Source organism: Aliiroseovarius sp. YM-037, from assembly GCF_048060095.1.
Taxonomy (GTDB): domain Bacteria; phylum Pseudomonadota; class Alphaproteobacteria; order Rhodobacterales; family Rhodobacteraceae; genus JBLUOA01.
Genome location: NZ_JBLUOA010000004.1, coordinates 74,179 through 99,504, shown reverse-complemented (window position 1 = coordinate 99,504; position 25,326 = coordinate 74,179). Strand labels below are relative to the sequence as shown.

19 protein-coding genes and 1 pseudogene are annotated in these 25,326 nt (G+C 63.9%); 1 reads left to right on the top strand and 19 read right to left on the bottom strand.

Translation table 11 applies throughout. The annotated features are described in order from the left end of the window. Positions 1-6: 6 nt before the first annotated feature. From ACEWPJ_RS15095 to ACEWPJ_RS15040, 12 genes and pseudogenes are all read right to left on the bottom strand, one after another. On the bottom strand, positions 7-3,228 hold the full coding sequence (locus tag ACEWPJ_RS15095) for a DUF6519 domain-containing protein (RefSeq protein WP_416513943.1): 3,222 nt from the start codon (positions 3,226-3,228) through the stop codon (positions 7-9). Between the two features lie 32 nt (positions 3,229-3,260). Then, positions 3,261-5,543 (bottom strand): hypothetical protein, encoded by a 2,283-nt coding sequence (locus tag ACEWPJ_RS15090; RefSeq protein ID WP_416513942.1) that lies wholly within the window; start codon positions 5,541-5,543, stop codon positions 3,261-3,263. Further along, on the bottom strand, positions 5,540-9,046 hold the full coding sequence (locus tag ACEWPJ_RS15085) for a hypothetical protein (protein WP_416513941.1): 3,507 nt from the start codon (positions 9,044-9,046) through the stop codon (positions 5,540-5,542). The genes ACEWPJ_RS15090 and ACEWPJ_RS15085 overlap by 4 nt, the downstream gene beginning before the upstream one ends. 3 nt (positions 9,047-9,049) lie before the next feature. Continuing rightward, positions 9,050-11,683 carry a hypothetical protein gene (locus tag ACEWPJ_RS15080; protein WP_416513940.1) on the bottom strand — a complete coding sequence of 878 codons (2,634 nt, stop codon included), beginning with the start codon at positions 11,681-11,683 and terminating at the stop codon, positions 9,050-9,052. Between the two features lie 3 nt (positions 11,684-11,686). After that, positions 11,687-12,064 (bottom strand): GPW/gp25 family protein, encoded by a 378-nt coding sequence (locus ACEWPJ_RS15075; protein WP_416513939.1) that lies wholly within the window; start codon positions 12,062-12,064, stop codon positions 11,687-11,689. Then, positions 12,064-12,354: a hypothetical protein gene (locus ACEWPJ_RS15070; RefSeq protein WP_416513938.1), complete on the bottom strand. Its 291-nt coding sequence runs from the start codon at positions 12,352-12,354 to the stop codon at positions 12,064-12,066. The genes ACEWPJ_RS15075 and ACEWPJ_RS15070 overlap by 1 nt, the downstream gene beginning before the upstream one ends. A 3-nt stretch (positions 12,355-12,357) precedes the next feature. After that, positions 12,358-13,059: a phage baseplate assembly protein V gene (locus ACEWPJ_RS15065; protein WP_416513937.1), complete on the bottom strand. Its 702-nt coding sequence runs from the start codon at positions 13,057-13,059 to the stop codon at positions 12,358-12,360. Between the two features lie 13 nt (positions 13,060-13,072). Further along, positions 13,073-14,203 carry a phage late control D family protein gene (locus ACEWPJ_RS15060; protein ID WP_416513936.1) on the bottom strand — a complete coding sequence of 377 codons (1,131 nt, stop codon included), beginning with the start codon at positions 14,201-14,203 and terminating at the stop codon, positions 13,073-13,075. Continuing rightward, on the bottom strand, positions 14,203-14,493 hold the full coding sequence (locus ACEWPJ_RS15055; protein WP_416513935.1) for a hypothetical protein: 291 nt from the start codon (positions 14,491-14,493) through the stop codon (positions 14,203-14,205). Before ACEWPJ_RS15055 ends, ACEWPJ_RS15060 begins: the two co-directional genes overlap by 1 nt. Before the next feature lie 15 nt (positions 14,494-14,508). Further along, positions 14,509-15,162, bottom strand: coding sequence for a hypothetical protein (locus ACEWPJ_RS15050; RefSeq protein WP_416513934.1), 654 nt, complete (start codon positions 15,160-15,162; stop codon positions 14,509-14,511). A gap of 166 nt (positions 15,163-15,328) precedes the next feature. After that, positions 15,329-17,044: a hypothetical protein gene (locus tag ACEWPJ_RS15045; RefSeq protein WP_416514039.1), complete on the bottom strand. Its 1,716-nt coding sequence runs from the start codon at positions 17,042-17,044 to the stop codon at positions 15,329-15,331. Positions 17,045-17,233: 189 nt separating this feature from the next. Beyond that, positions 17,234-17,533: pseudogene (locus tag ACEWPJ_RS15040) on the bottom strand (DUF4157 domain-containing protein); the annotation flags it as partial. On the opposite strand from ACEWPJ_RS15040, the gene ACEWPJ_RS15035 reads away from it, so the two are divergent. Continuing rightward, positions 17,484-17,747 (top strand): hypothetical protein, encoded by a 264-nt coding sequence (locus tag ACEWPJ_RS15035; protein ID WP_416514038.1) that lies wholly within the window; start codon positions 17,484-17,486, stop codon positions 17,745-17,747. The pseudogene ACEWPJ_RS15040 and the gene ACEWPJ_RS15035 overlap by 50 nt on opposite strands. Before the next feature lie 18 nt (positions 17,748-17,765). Here ACEWPJ_RS15035 and ACEWPJ_RS15030 read toward each other — a convergent pair whose 3' ends face one another. The 7 genes from ACEWPJ_RS15030 to ACEWPJ_RS15000 are packed head-to-tail and all read right to left on the bottom strand — an operon-like array spanning position 17,766 to position 25,317. Next, positions 17,766-19,658: a DUF4157 domain-containing protein gene (locus ACEWPJ_RS15030; protein WP_416513933.1), complete on the bottom strand. Its 1,893-nt coding sequence runs from the start codon at positions 19,656-19,658 to the stop codon at positions 17,766-17,768. Next, positions 19,655-19,864, bottom strand: a complete 210-nt coding sequence (locus tag ACEWPJ_RS15025; RefSeq protein ID WP_416513932.1) for a hypothetical protein — start codon at positions 19,862-19,864, stop codon at positions 19,655-19,657. Before ACEWPJ_RS15025 ends, ACEWPJ_RS15030 begins: the two co-directional genes overlap by 4 nt. Beyond that, complete coding sequence (locus tag ACEWPJ_RS15020) at positions 19,864-21,813, bottom strand: AAA family ATPase (protein ID WP_416513931.1); 1,950 nt, start codon at positions 21,811-21,813, stop codon at positions 19,864-19,866. Before ACEWPJ_RS15020 ends, ACEWPJ_RS15025 begins: the two co-directional genes overlap by 1 nt. 3 nt (positions 21,814-21,816) lie before the next feature. Continuing rightward, positions 21,817-23,145, bottom strand: coding sequence for a DUF4255 domain-containing protein (locus ACEWPJ_RS15015; protein ID WP_416513930.1), 1,329 nt, complete (start codon positions 23,143-23,145; stop codon positions 21,817-21,819). 9 nt (positions 23,146-23,154) lie between these two features. After that, positions 23,155-23,985 (bottom strand): hypothetical protein, encoded by an 831-nt coding sequence (locus ACEWPJ_RS15010; protein ID WP_416513929.1) that lies wholly within the window; start codon positions 23,983-23,985, stop codon positions 23,155-23,157. Beyond that, a complete protein-coding gene (locus ACEWPJ_RS15005; protein WP_416513928.1) occupies positions 23,982-24,806 on the bottom strand; it encodes a hypothetical protein in 825 nt (274 codons plus the stop codon). Before ACEWPJ_RS15005 ends, ACEWPJ_RS15010 begins: the two co-directional genes overlap by 4 nt. Next, positions 24,793-25,317 carry a phage tail protein gene (locus ACEWPJ_RS15000; RefSeq protein WP_416513927.1) on the bottom strand — a complete coding sequence of 175 codons (525 nt, stop codon included), beginning with the start codon at positions 25,315-25,317 and terminating at the stop codon, positions 24,793-24,795. The genes ACEWPJ_RS15005 and ACEWPJ_RS15000 overlap by 14 nt, the downstream gene beginning before the upstream one ends. Positions 25,318-25,326: the final 9 nt, after the last annotated feature.

The following is a 25,326-nucleotide window of genomic DNA, read 5'->3' as shown; positions in this document are numbered from 1 at the left end:
CCCGGTTTACAGGATAAAGTTGTGAAGCCCGTCCGCAGCGGGCGGGAATGGGTTGTAAGACAGCGCGTTGCCAGTCGTGATATTGCCGACATACGGCCCGCGCATCCCGTTGAAATCGAAAGAAAAGAACCCCGGTGCGGTAGCCTTCACCTGATTGCCTGTCACTGTGCATCCGCGGCCGACCAAAACCACGGTGGCAACACTGTCGTTCGGCGCACCAGAGGCGTGCATACAGTAGTTGTTGCTGAAGAAGACCCGTTCAAACCGGATGCGGATATTGTCGTTGACCGGAAGCTGGGCAAGCTCAACCAGCGCGCTCGCCCCTGTGCCGATAAACTTGTTATCGACGATCTGGATTGGAAAGCCGAACACGACCTCGCCCGCGCCAAGCTGGACCCGGAATTCAAGCAGGCCGCGCATCATCAGAGCGCGATCCTCTCGGGTCACATCCCGGCTGAGGGCGTCGGAATATGTGACGAGGTTGCTTTCAATCCGCGCCTCTTGGATCAAATCTCCCCAAATGCCCCATGCCTCGGTCGACGCGCCATCGCCATCGATTGGAACGCCGGTATCGCTGACCTCGTTCGATTCCACGTGCCATTCGCCAAGAACCATGAACGCGCCAAGGCCGATGGACCGCGCGACGGCCGATCCTGCATTGGTGACCTTGTTGGCGATAAATTCCGTTCGGCCAATGATCTCAAACGCTACGGCACCAAGGCCACGGCACCCGCCCAACCGATTGCCCTGAAGCGTCGGACGCAAATCGCCTTGGACGAGGATACCGCCAACGCCACCGATGACGTCGTTGCCCTCTATCCGGCTGTCGCGGCCCTGATTGGTGTAGATGCCGACGAAGGTGCCTGCGATCCGGTTATCCGTGAACCGTTGCAGCGGCGCGTTGAGGCTGAGGATACCGAACACTGGCACCTGTTCCACCGCGACGATGTTGTTGCCGACGACCGCCGCGCCCGTCGTCTGAGTCAGCAGAACGCCGATCAATTGCCCCGCGATCTGGTTGTCTCGCGCGATCAGGCCGTTTGACAGGCCCGCGCCCTCGCCCTCATACCCCAGTTGAATGCCGAAGGCCGGAACCTCGGATTGCGCTAACGCTCCGATCTTGTTTTCGGTGATGGTCGATCCCGACCCGGTCGCCCGAATACCCATCCCGGCGGGGGCGGCGATGGCGATGGTATTGCCTTTGACGGTCATGAAATCCGCCGCCGCGTCGATCCCCCTGGCGCGGCCATCGCCTTCGCCCTGTCGCACTCCGGTCAGGATCGCGTTATCCGCAATCATCGTGCTGGCCGACATCGACCGGGGGGCTGCAAAGGGCGCGTCGTTCACCACGATCCCCTGATGCGCGCCGAGGATCACATTATCCTCAATAAAGCAGGCCGACGGATTGCCGGTGATCCAGATCCCCGTCGCAACCGGCGCACTCTCCAGCCCAAGACCAAAGAGCATCCCGTTGTCTTCGATGACAGGCAGCGAGCACAGGCCCGACACCAACACTCCGACATCCGTGTTGAAAATCGCGTTGCCGACGATCCGCGCCCGATCCGTTCGAGTCAGCGATATTGCCACCCCGCCCGAGGTGCCGGGCAGTGGTGCGATGCGACAATCTTCTATGGTCAGGTCGTTCGTGCCACCCGACGCGATGATCGGCGTGATCCCCCCATCCGGCACGCGGGCGAGAAAATCAAGCGTGTCGATGCGGATCGACTGCCCGGACACCCCCATTTGTAGCAAGGGCGCGGTACCGGTCAGGATCGCGCCGGGGCTTTCGCCGTGCATGTGGACGTTCGCAAGGTCAATGACCAGCGTTGCGGGCACCGGATGAACGCCCGCCTTGATGCAGATGCACCCGCCCTGCGGCGGTAGCGCATCGATGGCGTCCTGAATGCTGTCGCCGGGTTGCACGACAATGGTGCAGCACCCGTCGCCGTCGGGTTCTTCCTGCGGGCGACAATCGATCAGGTTCGGGTTCGCCCCGCCAAGGCCGTTGGCCGCAGCAAGCTGGACATAATGGCGGATGATACCGCGCGGCGGAGCGTCGGACAATTCCTCGATTGAAGCGGTCGCCGTCCGCGCCCAGAAGGACCAGTAGTCGCCGCGGCGGAACTCCCCTCCAGCGGGGTCGGTGGAAAAGACTAGCTCAATCCCCTCCTCAACCGGGATCGGTCCGGCGCCTGTGGCAATCAGGCCGTCGCCGTCCACCGTATTTGTCGCCGCGGTCTGATTCCATTTCTGCACACGCGTGTGCCGATCGGCGAGCGCGGTGGCATCGCCGCCAAACGCCCGACCTCCGCCCGACGGGATCACACGGTCGATGGTGATGGTGGAATTCGCCTCATCCGTGTCGATGACCTGTGCCATCTCGCCGGGTTCGTCCATCCATTCGCGGTGGTCATCAGTGATCGTCACCCAATCGCCCGCGATGAAGCGCATCACCGGATCGCGCCCGATCCGCGCGACGGTCAGCACCGTCTGTGGGCCCGCTGGCGCAATGTCAGACACCGGCGACACAATAGAGTTGTGGTCGCGCGACCATTTGAACCGCGCAGTGCCGAGTGCGCCGCCCTCGTGCACCTCAACCCGGTAAAGCCGGTTCTCAAGCCCCCGATAGCCCGAGGCGGGCGGCAGGATGCAGGGATCATCCGGTGCGGGCGGCGCAACCGCCTGCGTCGTCAACCGCCCGGCAGATGGTGGATCACCCACGTCTAGACCGCATTCACCGACATCGACCTCATTCACGCGCAGCACCCAATTCACGCGGGTCCGCGTGGTCGTGTCGACACCGCCAAGCGCGGCGTCAAGCAGCGGGGCTTCGACCCAGGTCAGCTCCTCTTCATAGATCTCAAGATAAATCGCGGCGTCGCCGTCCGGCAGCGGCGGCGGGTCGGGCAGGAAGGGCTGCCCTAGGTAAGTGACTGTTTCGCCCTCGAAAATCTCCGCCATCAGGAAATCGAGGTAGATGCGCCCCGGCGTCAGCGACAGGTCAAGCGGCGGTCCGGCCTCAAGCGACACCAGAAACGCATCTGGGTTGGTCAGCAACGGAATGCCCGGATTGCCCATTGCATCGAAAGACAGCTTGCCGATCCGGTCGCTGACGATCTCCACCAATTCGTTGAAATCGGAATCGAGCAGCACCCGACCCTGCTGCATCAGCAGCGCGGAATAGCGCCGGAGCGCGTCGTGCGAGAAACGGGAATAGTCACCACTCATGTCAAATTCCTCTCTTCAATGCGTCGGGCCGGTCACGTCACGTAGATGATGCCGGGGTCGAGCCCGAACGGCAGGTATTCTTCCAACCGCTGGCGCAGGTTTGTCTCGCGCTGCGGCTGCTTCAGATGGCACCAGACGCCCATTTCCGAGCCGTCCTCGGCCCCGGTTGCGATTTCGACCGGGCCCATCAAGGCAAGTTGCAGATAGGCCGGATCGCCGTAGCGTTCGCTGGTGTATTCAGGGCGCACCCGCAGGCGGACACGGGCGCGGATGGTGTCGCGTTCGGCGTCGGTCAGCGGGCCGTTCGCTGCTTCGATCCGCGCGATTTCGGCGCGTTCGGCCAAGCCCGGCTGACAGCGATAACGGCGCGGGGTTTCCGACCCCGGCGCGACATAGGAAAACCGCACGCAGCCGGTTTGCCGGCGCTCAACCGTGGTGACGCCGTCAAAAATCACCTCGGTCGCCATGTCGATCTGGCGCGCGCTGACCCGGCCACGCAGCGTTGCGCGTTCCAGATGCAGCGGCGGGCCGGGGCTGTTGGGCGATGCCCCTAGCCCCCGGATCGCGGGCGTGCCGGTGCCGTCGATGGCGGAGTCGAGCACGAATATCCCCTCTGCCGACACGGGTATCCGCAGCTGCCCGGTGATCGAGAACGCCATTTCGATGCGCAGTTCGGTATTAGCCGGGTCCCCCCCCGAAACCGCCGAGGCGCGCACGGATGGTGGCGGCGGAGTTGCAGGCGGAGGTGGCAAATCAGGATCGGCTTCGGCAATCGAACCACCCGGCACGAGCGTTGTGTGGATCAGCCGCAACCGCCCGAGCGAGCCGGGAATTTCCACCACTCCTTCGACCAGCAGCCCGCCCAGCGTCAGGGTGAAATCGTCATTGGCCCCAAGCACGCGGATCGGGTTTTCTGGGCGGATATGGGGGCGGAAACCATCCTCAGCCTCGATGGTCAGGAACCGGCCCGCCGTGCCGCCGATATTGATCGTGATGTTTTCTGCATAAGTCCGGTTGTCGCGAATGCGAATGATGGTGTCCTGCTGCCCGCCCGCGACCCAGTCGGCGAGCGCACCGCCGATCGTATCGAACGTGTCAGTGTCGCCGGATTCATCCACAAACAACCGCCGCGCCTGCACCGTTTCCCCCATCAGCCACGCGGTGCGCCGATAGGTGCCGCCCCCGGTTTCGCCCGCGAAACCTTGATAGCGCCAGACCTCGACCAACTCAGCCGGCACGCGGTTCGCGCCCAGAGTCATACGGCCCCGGTCGACGTCGATGGCGACCTGGTTGGCCCCCGGCTGATCCCAATTGGCAAGGTTGCGGCAGCGGATGTCGTCGGGCGGCACCTCTGCCCCATCGACGCCGACGAAAAGGCTCGCCTCCGGCGCCGGAGGCAACGCGCCAAACCCGGTGGGTGCGCCGTAGAACGCGGTAAAGCCGGGGCGCGGCAGCGGCAGTGCGAAATATGCGGAAAGGTCATCGAAGAACTTTGCCGGACGGATCGCTTGCGGCACGTGAAGCTCGGTCGCAAGGCCCGCCTCGTCGCCTTCGCGCCGCAACCTTGAAAACAGCGGCGCGTCGTTGCCGAGCACCGAAAGGTGATAGCGAAAATCGCCCGCCCCACCCAGCCTGCGCGCCATGATGAGTGGCAGTTCAAACGATCTGAGTCGCCAGAGAAAGAAACCGATATTCGGGATATTCTCCCACCCTTCAAACTGCCCGGGCGGGCGCACGTCGACCGTGCGGCAGGTTTCGTCGAAGGCGGTCTCGATCCGGTCCATCCGCTCGACCGAGCGCAGATCGGGCGTCGCAACGGCGTGCATCCGAAGCCGGTTGCGCACCCATTGCGACCAGATCAGGCGTTCGAAGAACTCGACCGTATGCGCGGCCCAACCGGTCACATCACGGGCCAATTCCTCCAGCATCGGAAGGGTGCTCTTGCGACGGCGATAGTAAACTGTTTTCAGCGTATCGGTGCGGCTGCGCAAACCAACGGGCGGCACGAAGCTCGGGCCTTCAAGATCGGGGAACAGCGCCTCGGCGGTCGCGGCATCCTGCACCCGGCTGTCGCCCGCCAGCAGCGTCGTGCCGACCAGCGCGCCGATATAAGGGATCGCCCATGGCTCGCATGTTTCGACGAACGCGTTGCGACCAAGCTGTTCGATATCGGCTTCAAGCGCGTCGGCCTGCCCTTCCATGATCTCAAGAAGCGCACGCAGGGGAAAGCCCGCGTCTGCATCCCGTTCCCGCAGGATCGCGGGAAGCAGGTTGAACAGCTTGTGTTCCGGTTCGGTCGAATATGCCTTGATCACAGCGCCTCCACCACGGTTAAGGACAGGTCGAATGCGGGATCGGCTATGTAAGCTTGTTCAGCCGGAAGCACGACGGGCGGCGGGCCGGGCAAGTAGGCGTCGGATTGGTAGCGGTCGATCTTGGTCGCATCGTCCGGCGTGGGCCGCGCGGGATAAAGCCGGATATGCGGCTGCACCGGATCAGCGGTGACGGAGCGCACGGCGCGTTCCGCACCGGACAGATCGGCGTGATCCTTGAGGTGCAGCAGGTCGATATCCACCGCCTGAACCCCCGCGACACCTTGCAGCACGGCGAAGGCGTCGGACAGGTGAACCGGGCGACCAATCCCGACCCCTTCGAACGCAAACGCAGTGGTCATCGCATCGCGCGCGGCAGCGATCACGGCGTCGGCCTCATGGGCCGGATCGCGCAATAGTTTCGCAGCAAGGACAATCGGCACGCGCACCATATTGGCGATCATCAAGGGCCGGTTCGGATCACGGCTCGCCGTCAGTTGCGTGTGCAGCAGCGCGAGGTTTTCAGGTGATACCGGCATCCCTTCCGGCCCTGCGACGGTCAGATGCGCGGTGCGCTCCATCCGGTTCCAGACCCATGTGACATAGGCCCGCGCCGCTAGCCCCGACGCGGTGGCAAGTGCTGCGAAATCTTGCAAGGACACGATCCGGCCAAAGGTTCGAACGCCGTCAGGGGCCGCTTGGCGAGCGTCCTCAGCGGTTTCGCCGGGGGCACCGCCGGAACTTGGAAGCGGGTTCGTCACGGTCTTCATCCCGACGGGTTTTTCAAGCGGAACCGCAAGCTGCCCGGCCTTGAGGTTGCCGGGAAGCCCCGCTCCAAGCCGTCGGATCATCCGCACGTTCAACGCTCCTGTCGGAAACCGCGCGCCGGCCCGGATACCGTCGCCGCCCGTCACCGTGACATCCCCGTCGGTCGGCAAACGCAAGGTATAGGTGCGGTCCTTCACGTCGCGGCCATAGAGGAACGGCACCTCTTCCCACAGCACACCATTGACGCGCAGATCAACCTGCGGAATGGGGCGCACGCCACCTGCGTCGGGCAGGTGCGTGATCTCTCCCGGCGGGACGGCGAAGGTCTGGAACGGTTTTGCCGCGTCGCCACTGCCAAGCGGGTCTTCGCGTTGGGTTTCGCCGTGGCTTGCCTCCGCGACATTGCCGATCAGGGTCAGAGGGCCGTCGACCTTGGGCAGTGGCGGTGAAATCCCGAGCGCCAGATGATCCACCCGCCCACCGAGCGTCGCTGGCACCGGAAAGGTCGCGGTGACCTCTGCCCGATGGGTCAGCCCGCCGCCGGAAACGATGATCTTGCGCCCCTTTTTCAGCGCGCCGAGGCCATCAGGATCGGTCGCATCCTCCCCCGGTTCCAGCGGCAACGCGAGCCAGCCGCCTTCGGTCGTGTCGGGATAATCGTAGTCGCGGAATTCGACGTCATCGCTCGCGATTTCATAGATCCGGGTTTCGCGGCGGTCGGGAATATATCCGAAGCCACTGCCATGATGCACCCAGGGTGGCGGTGTCCATGACAAGCGTGTTGTCGTTACCGTGCCGTCACTATGCCGCGCGGCGACATGGACGCCGGACGGGGTCTGCACCATCGACGGGTCCGATCCGATGGACCCACCCTGATCAACCCAACTGCCCCACGTTTCTCCGATCCGGGTGGTGAAGGCGAGCGTGCTGTCCCGCGTTCTGACCGCCACCGCCGCCCAATCGGGCGCGCCGCCAACCGCGGCCGGATTACCGACCGCGTCGCCGCCAACGTCGCGCACAGGTTCCCACCCGGTCGGGCCTTGCCGGAAATGCTGTATGCCGCCCTCAAGCCCGCGGGCGAAAACGTCGATCCGTCCGGCCCCATTGGCCGCAGCGGCAGGGGTTCCGTCGATCCGCCCACCAAGGCTTTCCCAGTCGCTCCAGGTTAACCCGTTGAATCGCCGCCACCACAGTGCGTCGTCGATGCCCCGCACGAAAACGGCCATCCGGATACCGTCAGGCGTCACGACCGAGGGCGGAGAGGCGAGGATACCGCCAAGCGGTGTCGGGGCCATGACCGTTCCGGTTGCGTCAAACATCCAAAGGCCCGCCGCCGGACCGCGCACAAAGACCAGCACCCGCCCGGTCGCCAACGTGATCGGCACCGGCGCCGAGGTCAGGATGCCCCCGTGATCGATCCAGCCGCTTGCCGGAAACGGCGACCAGACCCGCTGCCGCAGCCGTCGTGCGGCGTCACGGACAAACACATCGGTGCGCGGCCAACCGCGACTGGTGCCCGCCAGGTCTGACGATGCAAAAAACGGCGCACCGTCCATCAAACTAAGGTCGTTCGGTGTCGCAATGTCGCTGACGGTCCATGACGGATATCCACCCCCCGTTCGCGCGAGGACTGACGGGGTGCCGGTCGCCCGCACCATCACCGTGGGCCGCCCGGTGATCGTCTGGCGCACCTGCATATGGGTCACCGTGTCGGACATTGGCCCCAGCGTCGCGGAGGCGTCATTGGTTGCCGTGACCAGTGCGGTTTGCAGGCGTGGAGAGGCCGTCGGCCCGGCATCCAGCAACAGATGCGCGCCGGGCTTCAGGTCATCGACCTTCGTATCTAGCGGATAGTCGGTGACGGAGTTTCCGATCTCACCGTTTATAGGGTCCGTCGACCAGCGGTTCTGCGGTGGAGTCGTGTTTCGAGTGTCATAGACATTGTGGCTGGCGGGCGCGTTGTGGCCGAAGAACCTGAGCCGTCGGAGCGATCCTGCCGCCCGAACAAATCGCGGGTGGATATCCGGGTTTTGCACCGCAGGTGACCAGCTTAGGTAGGCGCCACCGGAACTATTTTCGACGGCCTCGACCGTCTTTTCCTCAATCGCGCCGCGGCCGAACAACACGAACCGGTCGCCGACTTTCAGGTCCGGGTCCGCCCTGACGGGCGCACGCTGTCGCCCCTCATCCAGCGGGTTAATCCTGACGAACGGCGCAAAGGCGGGCGCTGCGTTCAGCCGCCCTACCCCCCGGATTTCTTCAAGCGTTTCAAAGACCTGCGCGGTTTCATCCGGACCGGGGATACTCATCACCTTCAGGCCTTTCCAGAGGCGGGTCGCTTTGTCTTCTTCAATCTCAAACGACAACAATCCTGTCGCCGACAGCGCGGGTCGGGGGATGTAGCCGACCAGCGCGACAAGCTGTTCGACGGATGCCTTGTGCAGCGCTTGGCTCAGGAACATCTCATTCGCGATGCGTTCGTTGTAGAAGGTCAGCACGTCGCCCATCGCCGCGAAAAGCTCAAGGAACGTGATCGCGTGATCGTCGCTTTCGCGGGTCAGAAGGCCCGTCAGTTCGGGAAAGCGGTGGATTTCGCCCAGCATCGCCTGCCGGAACGTCGCGAAACTGCCGATCCGGTAGGTGATCTGCTTGAGCCCCGGACGGTTCCAGATGATCGAGGGCGCGGGCGCGACAGCGGGGGTGCAGCAGGCGCAGAAACGAGGATGCGGGATGGCCATGGCTCAGACCCCTCCCACGGCGGTGAGGCGCAGCACGCCGTTTTCGGCAAAGTTCGGATCATTGTCGAGCCGCGCGATTTCGAAATCGCCAAGCGCGATGCGGCCCCGGTCAAGCGCGTCACCCGGCGCTTCCCAATATCGTTTGAACAGGGTCACTTCGGCGGATTCGACACCGTCCACCGCTTCGATCACGGCGTAGAGGCGCGACAGGTGGATGTCGTCGCCAAAACCGAGGTCCGGCAGGAAGAAGAACCCGCGCGTTCCGTCGGGCAGCACCCGGTTCGACAGCACGTCATGCACCGCCTGCAAGACCTGCCCGCGGAAATGGCCGGGACGGACACAGATGCGGATGTCGATTTCAAGCGGCACGTATTGCGCGGCCCGCACTGCAAGGTCGACGCCTGCGAGCTTGAAGCGCAGCAGATGCGCGCGCATTTCGGTGGCGAAGTCGTCGGACAGCCGCACCCCGCCGCCCGGCAGGCGCACCAGGTTTTCCGGGTCGACCGGGTGGATCGCGACGAAGACGCAATGCCAGCTTCCGATCCAGCGGAACCGCGCCTTGGCGGCGGCGACACCGGGATGGCGCAGCGCCATTTCCTGCCAGTCGGCGGCGGTGACGGCGCGGAACTGGATCGCCTTCACTTCCTCCGCCGCAAGGGCGCGCACGGCTTTCAGGGTCTCACGGTCCGTGCCGCCGGTCGCGGGCAGCGGCTGGCGCACGCGGATGATCTCGGCAAAGGCGATGTCGGCGTCGGTGTCGGCGGGGTCGAGTGAGCGCGGCCCGACCGGCGCGCCGGGATCGTCCCAGAAGGTCAGGTCAGGTTCGACCGCATGAACCAGCGCACCCGCTGACAGGTTGCCGCGCCGTCCCGATCCGATGCGGTAGAAGGCGGTCACGCCCTCGATATTCAGCGGCGCGCGGCCATGCACGTCATCGCCATATCGTAGCGCGGTTTCGCCGTTATCGTCGGTTTCCGCGACGAAGTGGCGGTCGTATGACCCGCTGTCACCGAGATGCGGCACCGGGGTCCAGAACCGCCGCGCGCCCCCGGCCTGCACGGTGCGCAGGTGGATCGCGGGGGCTGCCTCGCGCGGATGGGCGGACAGGTCGTGGCGACCGGGGATCGGTCGGCCATCGGCGGACAGGGCCGGGTCGAACGGCCCCGCGTGGCGCGTCAGATCATCGTCGGCCAGTTCAAGCGAGGCCAGCGGCCAGCGGCCCGTCCCCTCGACGATCTCAAGCCCCTCGCGCCGCACCATGCGCCCGTGATCGGCGGGGGCAACATTGCCCCGCACGATGGTCACGTCGCGGATCAGCCCGGCCAGCGCGGTTTCGTTGGACACGCAGAATGACCGCGCAAGCGCATCCTCGCCTCGCCATGTCACGCGCTGAAGCGGCATCGGCGGGTCGGCTGGATTGGTGCGCGGGGTCAGCTCTCCGCCCGTCAGGGTGTCGGTGAACACCGGGTCTTCGTCATCGACAGGTTCAATGTCAATCCGCAGGACCGCCCGCTGGTTCGGGTCCGCATCCGCGACGGAACCGGTGACGGGGCTGCGGACCTCCTCCAGCAGGATGTAGTCACCCGCGCCAAAGCCGGGACGGTAGATTTGGTCGCCGTCCAGCCCATACAGCCACGCCTGCCGCGTGCCTTCGCCAAAGCAGCAATCGACATCGCCAAAGGTGTGCAGGAACAACAGGTTATGCTCCGCACGGGTTGGGATCAGCGCGGTGGTTTCAAACACCGTGGCACCGGTCAGCGCTGGATCGCTGTCGAAATTCGCAGTCGCCGGAAGCAGGGCACCGGGCGGGCCGGATTCCCCGATCAGCGCGTTGGCGATGCGCGTCACCACCTTGGTTCCGCCCGGAACGACACGCGGCGTCGGGTCCGGGGCCGGATCAAGATCGAACTGCACAAAACTTGCCGCATTGCGACCATCGTGCATGGGGTAGTCGATCAGCCGCGCGTGGCGCTGCATGGAAACGCGGTGCAGGCAGGTGTCAAAGAAGCTCTCAGTCCCCGGCCCAGCATCTTGCAGGTAGGACAGGTAATCGCCGACATAGGCAAGCATTTCGACCACCGCGATCGAGAAATCGGCGGGCAGGCGTTCCTGCCAGTCGGGGTTGCGCACCGCGACCAGATCAAGAAACAGCCGCCGGAAGCTTTGGTAATCCTTGGCGAGGTAGTCGAGGTCAGGCTCATCCAGAACCTCAGGCCCGCAGGGGTCGGGCTGGCGGCAATCGAAATCCGAGGGGCAGCCGGCCTTGAAGCCGAACCGTGCCTCTGACCGTTCAGGGTCAAGATCGGCGTGGTTCAGCGCCAGCACGTAGGTGGAAAAATCGCCCTCCCGATCCGCGAAAAGGCGTAGGCGCAGCGGGTTGCCGGGGTCAGGTTCCACGTCGAGGATGCGCAGACCGACAATACGGACCCCGCCGAGGATTTCGGCATCCGCAGCGGTCAGCGCGGGCGGCGGTTTCAGGAACGTCGCCTCGATCCTGAATTGTCGCCCCGCAGGCGCGCCGGGATCGCGCCGATATTCGACGAAATCAAGCCCGTTCAGCGGGTGCGCCGCGTCAAGCAGAACGGCTGAGCGCCGCTCATCCTCGCACCACATTTCGCCGGATCGGGACAGGACCATTGGCTACCCTCCCGCCGTGCGTTCAAAGACGTCGGTGCGGCGGTCATCGCCGCCGCGAAGGGCATAGATGACGGTCACGGTCAGGCTTGAATCGACCGCTTCCACATTGACGGATTCCACGGAAATCAGCGTGTCGAGCCAGCGGATCAGTGCGCCGTGCACCATCTGCTCGGTCGTGGAAACAAGCGTGTCGGATAGCCCCTCAAAAACCAGATCATTGATCGGTGTGCCGAATTCGGACCGGTTCACCCGTTCGCCCGGAGCGGTGAACAGCACCTGTTCGATCAGGTCGCGCACGTGATCGCCCGCCCCGGTCAGCCGCGACCGCCCACGGGGGTCAAACCCAAAGGGATAGTCAAGCTGATCGGGAAGCGCGGGCATCAGAGTTGCTCCGCATCTATGTCGGGATAGATCGTGTCGCCGTCATGTCTGATGTCAAACGCCTCGTGCCGTTCGACCAGATGTCGGACCACGCCCCGCGCGATGGCGATCATAAAGCGGCGGCGGTCGCGCACCCCCCTGTCCGTCGCGTCCTTCACCAGCGGCGGCAGACCGTCGAGGGCAAGAAGATCGTCAAGCTCTTCCTCCATCGCCTCAGCCATCGAATTCGCGAACTCGCTGAAGTCCGTTGGAACGATATTAAGGTTGCCGGGTCTGAGGGTGTCGGCCATGCGTTACTCCAGAAAAACCTTGGTTGAAATCAGCGAAGGCGGCGGTGGTTGCATCGGTGCGACGGGCGGAGAGGGCGTCACCGGCAGCACGGCTGCTGCAAGCTGACCGGGATGGGAATGGGTGTTGAAGGCAAGGACAAGCTGGCCAAGATAGGTCATCAACGCATCGCCGAAGACCCCCGGATGCGGGGCGGCCCCGCTGCCGACCTGCACGACCTGCCCGTCATGTACGACACGCGCCAGCCCCTTGACCGTGACAGTGCCGGTCGCGACCGAAATCTCAACCTTGTTTTCGCCGGTCGCGTCGGACATCGTCATCGTTTGCGTCGCGTCATCCAGCACCGCAGATAGCCCCAGGTCGGAGCGCCAGATCTTCTTGGTCTGATCGCCCAGCGGACCGGCGGGCGGCGGCATCGGAGCCTCTCCGGTCCCCCAATAACACCCCGTCCAGATCGGGCGAGAGACATCGCCGCCCTCAAATTCGATCCAGACCCCGACCCCCGGCAAGGGAAGCGAAAAAAACCCCGCACCGATCCCGGCATAGGGCACGCACGGTTCCGCCCAGCCTGTCGGCACCGCGCCCAAAACCTCTGGCACAAGCGCCTGCAACCGTCCGCGCCGCTCCGGGTCCGTTGAATTGGTGACCGTCCCTTTGTGCTTGCCGAAAACCTTGTCATCAAGGGTTTGCGCAGGTCCATCGGGCATCGCGTCTTCCTTTCTAAGCTGCTGCAAGCGGGTCGACAAAAACCTCGGCCCCGGTCAGGCCAACGGCGTTGCGCCACAGGCCGACCGATTGCTTGTATTCGTCACGCGAAATGCGGTGCGTCACGCTCTCTACGAAATAAAGTCCGCTGCTCTGCCGGCCCGCGCCGCGCACCAGAACCGGCACGCCGGCAAACAGGGGCCGTGCGTATTTCAGCCCATCGACCTCAGCCGTCGCACGGATGGTGCGGGCGCTTTGCGTCGCGCGCTGCATGGCGAGGTATTGCGCCTCGGCCGGGCTGGCGGAGTCGCTGCCATGCGAGGATTCGATCGGCGGCGGGATGATGCGGTTCAGTGCAGGTTCCAGCCCCATCGGCATTTCCGCGGCAACAGGGGCGACGACGGGGATCGGCACGCGGGTGCGCGGATCGGTCTTAGCCCCGACAACCCCCGTCGGCCCGAGCATATCGTTCGTCACCGAAAAGCTGTCGAGGTTCGTCTGCGCCCCGAAATCAATCGACAGTACCCCCTGCGGCGGTAAGGGTGGCACCAGCGGCGGATGGAAATGCCCCATATCACGGCCCGAAATCGGTTCAGGTTGCAGGTAAAGGTTGAACCCATTGCGCCGCGCCAGGCTTTGCAGGAAGGCCGAATCCGTGCCGCGCTGCGTCGTGGTCGTATCCAGCATCGTCCGCATCGGCGGTGTTGGCGTCACGACCGGGATCATCCCGTAGCGACCAAGGATCGCCGTGGCGATCACATCGTCCGACATATTGGGCCACGTAAAGGGCGCGTCGACATGCGCCATGATCGTGCCAAGCGCATCCATGCCCACAACTTCGTAGGTCGAGGCGCCGGGCGTGTTGCTGGCGCCAAGCTGCCCGTCCGCCACGAACCCATTGATGATCGCAAGTGGTATCCCCGGCCCCGCCGCGATGCGGATGGTAATCGGCACAAGCGGGCGGAACAGATCGATGGCAAGCGCGTCGAAATCCCCAAATGCATTGCGCGACAGATCGAAATGCAGCCGAAAGATCGAGGCGCGACCGGTTGTCGTTTCCACCTCAATCTCGCGCAGGGCGTGGAACCATGGCGGGGGGAGCGGCGCGAACCCGACCTGCACGGTGAAATATGACGGCGGGATCATCATGGCCCGCCGACCTCCGGCCCCGGCACGGCGATGGTTTCGCCCGCCTCTTCGGTCAGGCGCGCGGGCCAGCGTTCGCGGTTGGCGTCGCATAGCATCCAAAACAACTCCGGATCGCCCAGAACGCGAAACGCGACAAGGTCGGGCCGGTCGCCAACGCGGGTGACCGTGCTAAGCGGCGGATTTGTTTCAGGGATCAGCCGCCGCCGCTTGTAGCGAAGCACCCGCCCGTCCGCCGCCTGCCATTCGGCATCCGGCACGGATTCATAACGAGAGCCGCGAAAAAACATGGCAATATCCTCTAATTAAATTGGCAGCAGTCCTTGAATTCCCGTTCGATTTCCAAGCGTGTTCAGCGTCGCCATCACCTCTTTCTGGGTGAAGGCGGACATATAGACCCAATAGCCCGGATTGGTGATGTCGAGGTCGCGGTATGATTGCACCTGCGCCGACATTTCAACCTGCACCCGGATCGGGTTCAGGCTTTGGTCAAAGGCCTGCTCGCGGACCGAGATGCTGTCGATCTGCACTGGCAGCACCCGCTTCGGCCCCCAAACCAGCAAGACCAATGGCGCTTGTTCGCCCTGAATAAATGCCGATCCGGCAAGCGCCATCGCCTCGTTCGCGATGACGAGCGGATAGGGCGGATAAAGCAATCCCTCAAGCGCTGCGATGACCGGATGCAACCCGTTTTCCATCGTAATCGCGTTCTCTGACGGCACCTCCAACTGATCGGCGGCGTCGATATCGACGGTAAAGCTAATCGTTTCGTCTGGAGGCCCATTCACGCGGTTCGAATCCCCCCGTCCGCCACCGCCACCCCCCCGCAGCCGAAGCTGGCGTTGCACCTCTTCGGGGTTGTATTGATAGACGATGATGGTGGGCAGAAGCTCGGGCAATTGATACGCCACAAGACCGCCCTTCATAACACGAGGCGATCCCGGAAATGCGGACGCCATATACCCCCCTGACACTGCCCGGGGTCTGAAATGATGCGTTTTTTTATAATTGGGTAAAGTCTACCATAGATTGTGATTGTTTCCTATCTTTGACGAGTGTTTGGGTGGATTGAGCGGAATTCGGGCAATTGCCAAAAAGTATGGCACCTACGTGCGCTGGATATCTCTAGTCCTCTGGCTTCGGTGGAAGGGCTGGGCGATCAAAATCTGGATCAAGCCCGATACTGGCGATCCTGAAATATTTGCCGTTAAGATTCCCAAACAACGTGCGATATGCGCGGATTTGTGATCGGTGAAGCGCACCCGCACTCATATTGGCACGTCGGTCAAGCGGCCAGACATTGTCAAACCGATCCGCGCCGCCAAATTGAAGTTCTCGGATGTGATCGACCTGTATCGGATCGACATCGTGACCCAGGCCGCGCAGCAATTCGCGGAACGCGCTTGCCTCAGCTCGAGGTGATCCGCTCTTCGCGGGCTCGACATACTGGAAACAACGTGCCCAATCACCGTTTTCGGGCCAATTGTCTTCCGTTACACCGACCGGCGAAGGCCCGGTGATCTGCTCGCCCCATCTAGGCGTAACCGGGTCGTGGCTAACCTGTGTGGGTTCATCGGTTCGCCCGACTGACATTGGGTTGACCCCCGGATTGACCGAACGATCGAAACTGACGGCGTCTTGATAAAGGAAATTGGGCTTGAACCAGCTAAGTGGTAATGCTTTTTCGCAAGACTCGCCATTGTAACGCAAATCACCATCACCAATACCCAGAACACTCCGAATAATGGCCGACATCGGAATCCCTCTGGATTTGCGACGACGAGGCCGGGATTTCTTGCCGCCCGGCCCGCTTTTTGCGCCACTCATCATCTCGGCCGCACTGGCACGACGCACTGATCCCAGATCGACCTCAGGAATGAACGAGTCCGCGAAAGTCAAACCTCCGGTCCACGCGTATCCGCGCTTCGCTTCGTACAGCCCAGGCCAATCTGCCTCAAAAATGCGAAAGCCAAGAACATCGAGACCGGCCGCGGCAGAGATGTCGAGCTCCATGTTGCTGACAGCCGACAAATCGATGTTGGTCAGCAAACGGAAGCCGTCTTTCGGGCGCTTAGGGTCGAACGCAATTTCCGCCAGGGCTGAAATCTTCCCTGCAACCTCGGCAGACCCGTCAAGGTTCAATTGGCCGCCAACATTGATGATGTCTATCAACTCCAATAGTTCGATGCCGGCCTCGATATACCCTTCAAGACCCAATCGTAGTTTGGCACCACCTTCGATGTCGAATTTGGCTCGCCCGGTATATCCGCCGTCCCCTTCCGAACTTGATAGGCAAATGTCGCGGATCGTACCCGCCGTATGGTGCCAATCCGCTTCGGCAGTCACGGAACCGCCGACACGTAGGTTAAGGTCTGCCAGCCCAAATTCAGCAAGATCCCATTCCACTTCGAACTTTTTCTTGGGCAACTTGTCGGCAAGATCTATGGTTGCGCCGTTGGGCTTCACTATCTGTTGCGGAGGTTTCGTCAGCAGGCATTCCCGGCGATTTTCTTTGGTTTTTTCGGCACCCGGAATCTTCGCACCGTATTGGATTTCGACAGTGTCCTGTTCCTGAAGTAGGTCAACGGGGTCGATCTGGCCGCGCTTGACCTGCCAACGCCCAGAAAATGCGACCTTTGGACGATCAGCGCTATCACCCTCTTCGCCCTCTTTCTTACGTATTGCGAAACGCACCTTGTTGGCCTCGCGATCCCGGGTGACATCGGCGATGTAGACCCCTGCAGGAGCATCTTTGCATCGTGTAAGCCGATACATATAGGTCGCGCCCGCCGTCACGAATGCGATACGGCGATTCTTGCATGAGACGAGAATGCGATCCACCCGATCATGCACGAGAGTCACGTCGGGCTCAGCTTCGTTAGGGGGTTCTCCGTCACCCGCGCTGTCCGGTTTCGTCTCCACCGTGTTGTCTTGGCCAACGGATTCGGGAGCAGTCGGTTCTTCGGTCGTTTCAGCATCGTCCGTATTTGGCTCTCCCTTACGAAAAACCGAGGTTGAGCCATGCTCGCTCACCACATGCGCCAGTTCATGCGCGATCAGCCGTTTGCCACCCGCGGTCTCCGGCGCAAACGCCCCCTTCCCAAATGCGATGTGATCCCCTAGCGCGTAGGCGCGCGCATTGATGCTTTTCGCGGCGGCTCCGGCGGTGGGGTCGGTGTAGATGCGGACGTTTGACAGGTCGGTTCCGAAGCGGGGTTCGAAATAGCTTCGGGTCGCGTGGGGCAACGGGCGGCCTCCGCTGGAAACGACCGCGGCCGCTGTGCCAGCGCCGGCCACCGGGGTTGGCCCGGCGTCGCTGCGTTTCAGCATCAGGGTTTCGGCCTTCTCAGCACAATCGGCACAAGGCGGGCCGCCTGCCGCGCAGGACGCGCATTGGCGGTGGATGGCCGGAGGGCCGGTCGGCGGCCCGGCGGGGGAGAAATCGGAGCCGCGCAAAACGGCGTCCGCGATGCGGTCGGCCTCGCGCTCCTCAACGCTATCGGGGGCGGCGATGCTGACCGGCGAGGCTGGGGTCGCGGTTTGAGCGGCTGCGGTGGTCATCCTAGAACCGCGCGCCGAGTGAAACGCCGACGTTGATCCAGCGGATCGCGTCGGGATTTGTTGATATTTCGCCGCCACCCCGCAGCCGAAGATCAGCGGTGAATGCGCCACTGCCCCCGCCGGGCACAAGAATTCCCGCACCAATCTCGCCTTCGCCGAACGCACTGGTTCGCGGTCCGAAGGTCGGCGCTGGTTCATCGCCGAAAGTCACACGCTGGCTTTCAAGCTCTCGCGATACGCCAAACCGGGTGCCGCCGAAGAACCGCCCGCTGACGTCGGTGCCCTGAAGCGAATATTCCAGCCCTAGTCGCATCCCCGCCAGCACGAATTCGCGCTCATCCCCCTCAAGCTGTCGCAGGTAATCCGCCTGCGCTCCGACCAGAAGCAGCCACTCGCGCCCGCGGGTCAGCGGAATGCCAAGATCGATACCACCGCCGCCCTGCACTCCGTACGATCCACCGATGGTTCCCAGACCCCCAACGCCAAAAATGCGAACGCTGATGTTGATCTGTGGCACGCCCACCAGTTCCGCATCGCAATCCGGCATCGCGGCGCGCATAAAGGTTTGGACATGGCGGAAATCGCGTTCATGGAACACCGCGAAACGGCCAAAGTTGTGGCGTTCGCCCAGCCAGCCATAGTTGTCGCGCACCCGTTCGTTCCGCCCGGTATGCGGTTTGCGCGCAATGGTCGAGGCACTGTCCTCTCGATATTCGTCGCCGCGCCCCAGTATCTGATGACCGGCCTCGTGCACCGGAAAGCCCAGATCAAAATCACCCGCGCACAGCGTTCTAGAATTCCCACGACCGCCGCGCGAGACGACAGTGATTGTCCTGTCAGGCACATCATCATTTTCGGCAACCGAGGCGCGGACCTCGATCGGAATGTCCTGATCCGCGCAGTCATGCTCGCACCCGCTCAACCGAATTTTGAACTGGTCGTTCATCTCGGCGTTGATGGCATCGACATATTGTTGTCCGATCTCGTTCAGATCTATGCCACCCTGATCCACCGGATCGCCCTGACAATTGGTGCCGCGCGGGTCGTTTTCCGCAAGCTCAAACGCGAAGCGGTAGGGCAGAATGATCTTGCAATTCCCGCCGTCAAAATCGACGAAAGCGGTGTGGGCGGGGAAAGTTTCGGCTGGCGTATCACCGTTGGCCGGTGCATGTTCCAGCCGTCTGACCGTGCCCTGAATGTGGTCGCCGACCACTGTCGGTGCGTTTTCTACGCGCTCCTCGAAAGTGGTTTCACCACCGCCGGAATCGTCTTCAAAAGTATCGACCCGGGCGGAGGGCGGGGATGGTGTCGGCGCAGCCTCTTCCTCCTCATCATCCTCCTGCCGGTGCAACTGCCCGTCGCCTTGCAAGGTATGCGTGATCTCATGCGCCAACAGTTTGCGGCCCTTGCCGGTTTCGGGCGCGTACGCTCCGGGGGCAAAGCCGATGTTTTGGCCCATCGCATAGGCCCGCGCGTTGATGCCACGGGCGGCGGTGGCGGCCTGCCCGCTGGTATGAAGACGCACGCCGGACAGATCCGCGCCAAAGCGCGGTTCAAAATAGGATCGCATGGTTTGGGGCATAGGTGTGCCACCGCCGGACAGGGCGCTGGCGGCTGTCTGCGCGGCAGCGCCGGAGGTCGGTGAAGGCCCGGTGTGGTCGCGGTGCAGCACATCGTCTTCGGCACAATCCGCGCATTTTGGCCCGCCAGAGGCGCAGGCGGCGCATTCTCGGTGAATGACGCCAGAGCCGCCGGACGCAGACGGTGCGGTGACGGGGCTGCCCGAGATAACTTCGTCCGCGATCTTGGTCGCTTCGCGTTCGGTGTCCGACTCCGGCGATGCGATGCGCGGGGCGGCGCGGGATCGTTGGCAGGTCAAGGCAGTGCAGCTCATGTCCCGCCCCCCCCACCGGTTCGGGTTTGGGCACGGATCGCGCCGCCGAGGGCGCGGGCCACATCTTTTGATCCAGCGCTTGATGGCATGCGCAGGGTCAGGCGGTCGATATGAGTCGGAGCACCGGGTGGCAGATCGGCGGCTGCGGCCTCTACCGCCGCCCGGACGGCGCGGCGCAGTGCCTCGGGCTTGGGTCGACGTTGCATCACGGCCCCTCTTTCCATGTGGCGCGGAAGGTGCGGTCGTGCTTGCGGAACTCGCCCCGCGCGGCGCGGGCGATGCAGTTCATCGTGACCGAGCCACCTTCGGCCGCTGCCAGAAACGCGGCGTTGACCGCGATTACCATGATTGACCCGCCGCTGATATCGAGCCGGGATAGCGCGGTGAAATCCAGCGCCTTCGTCGGCGTCCCCGGCGGGAACGCGCCCTGCCAGATCCGCAGCCGGTCGCCCTGATCGGGGAACGGGATGTCGATGACAAAACGCAGGCGGCGCAGGAACGCGGCGTCGAGATTGTTTTTCAGGTTCGTCGCCAGCAGGCACAGGCCTGAATAGCTCTCCATCCGTTGCAGCAGGTAACTCACCTCGATATTGGCATGGCGGTCGTGGCTGTCTTTGACTTCGGACCGTTTGCCAAGACAGGCGTCGGCCTCGTCCAGAAACAGGCAGGCGCCGGTATCCTCGGCCGCATCGAACACCCGGCGCAGGTTCTTTTCGGTTTCGCCGATATATTTCGAGACGAGCCGTGACAGATCGACCTTGTAAAGATCAAGGTTGAGCTCGCTGGCGATCACCTCTGCCGCCATGGTTTTACCCACACCCGACGGCCCGGCAAACAGCGCGGTGACACCCTGCCCTGCCGACAGACGCTTGCCAAACCCCCAAGCGTCATAGACGGTCATCCGATGCCGCAACTGGGCGGCAATCGCGTGCAAATCGTCAAGGATCGCGCCCGGTAAGATCAGATCGTCCCAGCCGTAACGGGGCACGATCCGGGTCGCCAGCGCCTCAAGCCCCTGCCCGCCACGGCCGCGGCACAGGTGCCAAAGCGTGCCGGGTGGGTCGGTGTCCGACAGGCTACCGGCGACATCCGCGATCTCACTCGGGCCGAGCGGAAAGTGGCGGGCGACCTCTGCCGCCTCAGCGGCGTGGAAGCGGGGGCCGAGGGCGGCGTGCCACAGCGCCTCGCGCTCCGCAATCGTGAGGGGGATCAGCCGTTCGCGCAACAACCCCGGCGGCAGGCCCGTCGGCTCTTTCGCCAACAGGATCACGTTGCCGCCAAAGATGCGCCTGACCTCGGCGGCAAACCCCCGCCCCTCGGCACCCGCGCGCGCGGCGATGGTGGTTTCCTCGGCTGCGGCGAATTGGCGGGTTTGGTCATCGGGGTCCGCGTCGATCACCACGGCGATGCCATCAAGCCGCGCATCCCGCGCGATGGCGCGAAGCAGCGGTTCGCGGGCGGTGGCGCTTTCCGGCAATGTCGCCCGGTCCAGCATAACCGCGCCCAGTCCTGCGCGCTCTGCTATCGCAGACGCAAGCGCGCGGCGGCCGCAGCCCGACGGGCCAAGCAGCGCGACGCCGCCCGAAAGCTGCTGGGCGAGGGTTTCGGCGATCCCCTCAAACCGTTCAAGCGGCGGCGCGTCGGGCAAGGGGAAGCATCCCCGTGGCGGCGCCGCCTGCCCCGCGCCGACAAGGCGCAGCGCGATGTCTTCGGTCAGACCGATTGCGGATAGCGCGTGCGCCTCTCGCATCTCGACCAGCGCCCGGTGGCGTAGGGGCGCATCGGGCGTCAGACGGTCAAACAGTGCCGCCGCGAACGCCGGATCATCCCCCCCGACCGCGCGGGTCAGAAGATGCGCCGTGACGTAGCCCTGCCGGGGATCACCCGCGACCTCCGCACATAGCGGCGCAGTCCCACCGTCAATCCGGTGCGCCAGCGCGAACAGCAGAATATCCTCATCGGCCGGGGTCAGCGCGAAGGTGCGCGACAGGTGATCCAGCGGCGATCCAACGCGCACCGCCTCCAGCCGCGCGCGCATCTCGACCGCGCCCTCCGCCGTCAGCGCGGCCCTGACCCACCCCAACACCGCATGAACGAACGCGCGCCGCGTCGGTGGCGCGTCCGTAAGCAGGATATTGGCAGAGGGCATGGTCATCGCTTAAGGATCCAAGTGAAAGCCAAGGCCGGAGGCACGGCAACGCGCGCCATCGACAACCACGGCAACGGGGTAAGGCGGGTCGGCAGCGGCAAGCGTGGCAAGCGTCACTTCGGACATCGGGATTTCGACGACGGTCGGCGTCGGGTCGGCCCATGTGCCGGGGTCGGCGGGGCTGGTCGCGCGGATATTGATGGCGGAATCTCCGACGACGACCTGTGCTTCCTCTGCGCCGGGATGCCACAGCCGCGTGCCCGTCACCTGCAGGATGGTGCTGGCGTCGCCCGCCGCGGGCGCAACGCCCGTGACCTGCGGAACAAGCTGCATCAACGCGGTATTTGAATGAAAGCGCCGGGGTTCCTCGATCCGAGTGCCTGGCCCGTCCGCGCCTGCGACGCCTTCGGTATCAACCTCGCCAATCAGGCGGATCTGCAGCGTGCCGGGCTGAAGTTGGTCGCCGGGCGCGATGGGCTGGTTCGTCACGGGATCGAAATCGATCTGAAGCACATCATCCGGCACTACGACGCGAATGCGCCCGTCAGAGCTTGGCGGGACGCGCATCGGCGGTAGCCGCCCGAACTGTACGAACAGCCGGTCGGCAGAGGTATTTTCGGCGATGATCGTAATCTCCTCCCCCACTGCGACGCGCATCTCGGACTCGGGCGCACCGGGCGGCGGGGTCAGAAACACCCGTTCAATCGTCGGACGGCGGGCAATCGAAACAAAGATGCGGCGTTCCTCGACCGGCGGTGCGACGCGGGGCGGTTCGGTGTCCTCGATCTGCACGACGGTGACTTCGTAAACGACGGAGCGGCGGAAGTTCTCCTCGGACAGCGCCGACCAGACTTTCGTAACGTCTTCCAGCGTGACGGGATGCAGCGTGATCTTCAGCCGCTCGAATTCCTGCTGCAGCGCCGCGTCAAGCACCGGTTCGTTCAGCGCCGGTGGCGCAAGGTTGATCAGCGTCAGCCCGTCGATCCGATTGCCAAACATATGCAGCACCCGCATCGCATCGCCGAGGATTTCCTGCGCCGTGATGTCGGATTCCGTTTGGATTTCGCTGTCGGAATAGCTCGTCAGCATATAACGCAGGTTCAGCGATAGCGGCGGCTTGCCATAGCTGCCGGGATGACCCCGCAGCGGGCCATCGTCATTTTTGAGCGCCGCATTTTCAAGCACTTGGATCAGATAGAGGTTGACCCGCGCGCCATCGAACCCGGTGATCGTCAGGTCCGGCGGCGCAACGGTGACAGCAGCCCCGGTGACCATGCGGTCCTGCAACAGCGTCCGAAGGGTGCGCGAAACAGCGGCAATGGCGGTATGATCTGCCATCCCACGCCCCTACCGCCGCCGCCCAAGGCGGATACTGGAATACCCTTCGAACCCGCGCGTGCGCTCTGGCGACGGGCGCTGACGCGGGGCTGGAGGAGGATCCGGGGATTCAAAGATGACATCAATCCTGCCAATCGACAGGCTCGGGGCGGGTGGATCGGGTAGGGTGTGGTCAGGAAACGCATTGGAGGGAGTGCCGGGGAGTGCCGGAGGCGAGGAGGTTTCAGGCGCGAAACCATCCGTTGGTGACGGGGTGATTTCGGTTTCGATCATGTGCTCGACCGTTTCGAGCGCGGAGAGGTCGGCAGGTGCCGAGGCGATCTGTTCATTGGCGATGGGCGGCAACAGGCCGCGCTGCGGCACGAGGTCTGGCTGTTGGTTCCGTGTACTAGGTGAGGTGGGGTCGTGGGCGTCCGGCTGAGCGGCTATCGTCGGTTGGTTCGTGTCGTCTACTTGCGGTGGAGCTGTCGGTTCTGAACTTTCATGCGCTTCAGGTCTCGCCACACCACCGTCGGCCATTGGCAGCGTGCTCGGCAGGTCGGTGGGCGCGGCCTTTTTTGACTGCGAAACCGCATCTATGCCGCGCGGACGCTGCCGTCCATCAGTTCGCGTCCCGCTACCTGTCACCGAAGGCTGCTTTTCCCTCGGCGGTTCCCTCTGTGCTGTCGCCCAGTCCGTCCTGTCAGCCGGTGGACGCTCGACCGTCTCATCAAACTCTAGCCCCTCGCCCGCTTCCGGCATCGCAAATCGCGGACGGGCGGGTGGGGCAAGCCGCGCGGGGCCGCCAGCGATCGACCGCCCTGCCCCTCTTGCCGCGAGTCTCGACAGCAGGCCGGTCATGACGCCCTCCGCCGTTCCGCATCCTGCGCCGCGTCTTCGATGGCCCGCAGGTAAAGCCGGCGGCGATAGGCGGGCAGCGCCAGCAATTCCGCCTCGCTCCAATGATAGGCGCGGGCGATGCAGTCGATTTCGGCCAGCACGCCGCCAAGGCGATCCATTTCGCCAAGCAACAGCATCAGCGGATCAAGCAGGCCGCCGACATCCGCGCCGCATTCGATGCAGGTGGAGGAAAAGACGATTTCGGCGCAGCCATCCCGCGCCGCGATTTCGGCTTCGACCGCCGCAAGACCCGCCTCCGTGGCGGGCACGGACGGGGCGCAGCGGGCAAGCAGCGCCTTGCCGCCATCCTCGGCCCCCCTGATCGCAACCAGGTCGGCCCCGATTGGCAAGCGCATTGTCATGTCATGGCCCTCGGCGGCGACCGCGAACACCTCCCCCGCCGGGCCGGTCGGCCTTGCCCCCAGAACCGTCAAGGGGTCGAACGGCAATTCCTGCGTTTCCCCGCAATCGGGACAGCGCAACAGGAATTCCCGAGGCGCGCCGTAGCTTGTGCAAAGGACCGCGAGGATGATGCGGTTCCGGTCGCCGATCAGCAGGTCGTCGGCATGGCCAGCCACGGACAGCGTCACCGCTTCGGTGTCAAGGATCAGCGTCTCCAACTCAACCGGGGACGTCGCGCCGCCGGTTCGCCGCTCTGCCAGCCGTAGCTCGTCGGCTCCGGTCAAGGGCTGCACGGTCGCTGTCACGCGTTCGCCGTCAATCGGCGCGAGGGAAAGCGTGATCGCCTGTCCGCGTGTCGCGCTGGCCTCAGGCCGGGACATCGAAGCTTGGCTCGGTCGGCTCGACCACCGCCGGGTCGCGCAGCCAGCCCTCGTTTTCCAGCTTCAGCGTCTGGATCGCCACGGCGTTCGAATTCGCGTCGAGATCGGGCATGGCCTGATACTCCGACACCCAGCAACGGAAAAGCTGGTAGGAAATCACGATTTGCCCCGCCTCGTTGAACAGGTCGAGGATCACGTCCTTGCGGAAATCAGCGAGCGATACCTGCGCCCCGTCGCCGCCCTGAAGGTTCCAGACCTTGTTCGCCCATTGTTCGAAATCAAGGTCATGCGTCACGCCGCGTTCCAGCGTCACCGCTTCGTAGCTGGTGCGGCCCGGCGATTTTCGGTCGGTCGACGGATCGCCGCCTTCGCGGTGCGTGACCACCTCGGTTGTGCGGCTAAGCGCCGACGCCTTACTGATCCCGGCGACGTAGCGGCCATCCCATTTCAGCTTGAAGCGGAAATCCTTGTAAGGATCGAAGCGGCGGGGGTTAACGACGAATTGTGCCATGAGCAGACC

What these genes read in the sequence shown, in the direction of transcription:
- ACEWPJ_RS15085 (WP_416513941.1), bottom strand. Translation starts at nt 9,046, where the DNA reads ATGGCCATCCCGCATCCTCGTTTCTGCGCCTGCTGCACCCCCGCTGTC.
- ACEWPJ_RS15075 (WP_416513939.1), bottom strand. Translation starts at nt 12,064, where the DNA reads ATGCCCGCGCTTCCCGATCAGCTTGACTATCCCTTTGGGTTTGACCCC.
- ACEWPJ_RS15030 (WP_416513933.1), bottom strand. Translation starts at nt 19,658, where the DNA reads ATGAGCTGCACTGCCTTGACCTGCCAACGATCCCGCGCCGCCCCGCGC.
- ACEWPJ_RS15095 (WP_416513943.1), bottom strand. Translation starts at nt 3,228, where the DNA reads ATGAGTGGTGACTATTCCCGTTTCTCGCACGACGCGCTCCGGCGCTAT.
- ACEWPJ_RS15000 (WP_416513927.1), bottom strand. Translation starts at nt 25,317, where the DNA reads ATGGCACAATTCGTCGTTAACCCCCGCCGCTTCGATCCTTACAAGGAT.
- ACEWPJ_RS15050 (WP_416513934.1), bottom strand. Translation starts at nt 15,162, where the DNA reads ATGGCGTCCGCATTTCCGGGATCGCCTCGTGTTATGAAGGGCGGTCTT.
- ACEWPJ_RS15055 (WP_416513935.1), bottom strand. Translation starts at nt 14,493, where the DNA reads ATGTTTTTTCGCGGCTCTCGTTATGAATCCGTGCCGGATGCCGAATGG.
- ACEWPJ_RS15005 (WP_416513928.1), bottom strand. Translation starts at nt 24,806, where the DNA reads ATGTCCCGGCCTGAGGCCAGCGCGACACGCGGACAGGCGATCACGCTT.
- ACEWPJ_RS15020 (WP_416513931.1), bottom strand. Translation starts at nt 21,813, where the DNA reads ATGACCATGCCCTCTGCCAATATCCTGCTTACGGACGCGCCACCGACG.
- ACEWPJ_RS15070 (WP_416513938.1), bottom strand. Translation starts at nt 12,354, where the DNA reads ATGGCCGACACCCTCAGACCCGGCAACCTTAATATCGTTCCAACGGAC.
- ACEWPJ_RS15010 (WP_416513929.1), bottom strand. Translation starts at nt 23,985, where the DNA reads ATGACCGGCCTGCTGTCGAGACTCGCGGCAAGAGGGGCAGGGCGGTCG.
- ACEWPJ_RS15025 (WP_416513932.1), bottom strand. Translation starts at nt 19,864, where the DNA reads ATGCAACGTCGACCCAAGCCCGAGGCACTGCGCCGCGCCGTCCGGGCG.
- ACEWPJ_RS15080 (WP_416513940.1), bottom strand. Translation starts at nt 11,683, where the DNA reads ATGGTCCTGTCCCGATCCGGCGAAATGTGGTGCGAGGATGAGCGGCGC.
- ACEWPJ_RS15060 (WP_416513936.1), bottom strand. Translation starts at nt 14,203, where the DNA reads ATGATCCCGCCGTCATATTTCACCGTGCAGGTCGGGTTCGCGCCGCTC.
- ACEWPJ_RS15065 (WP_416513937.1), bottom strand. Translation starts at nt 13,059, where the DNA reads ATGCCCGATGGACCTGCGCAAACCCTTGATGACAAGGTTTTCGGCAAG.
- ACEWPJ_RS15015 (WP_416513930.1), bottom strand. Translation starts at nt 23,145, where the DNA reads ATGGCAGATCATACCGCCATTGCCGCTGTTTCGCGCACCCTTCGGACG.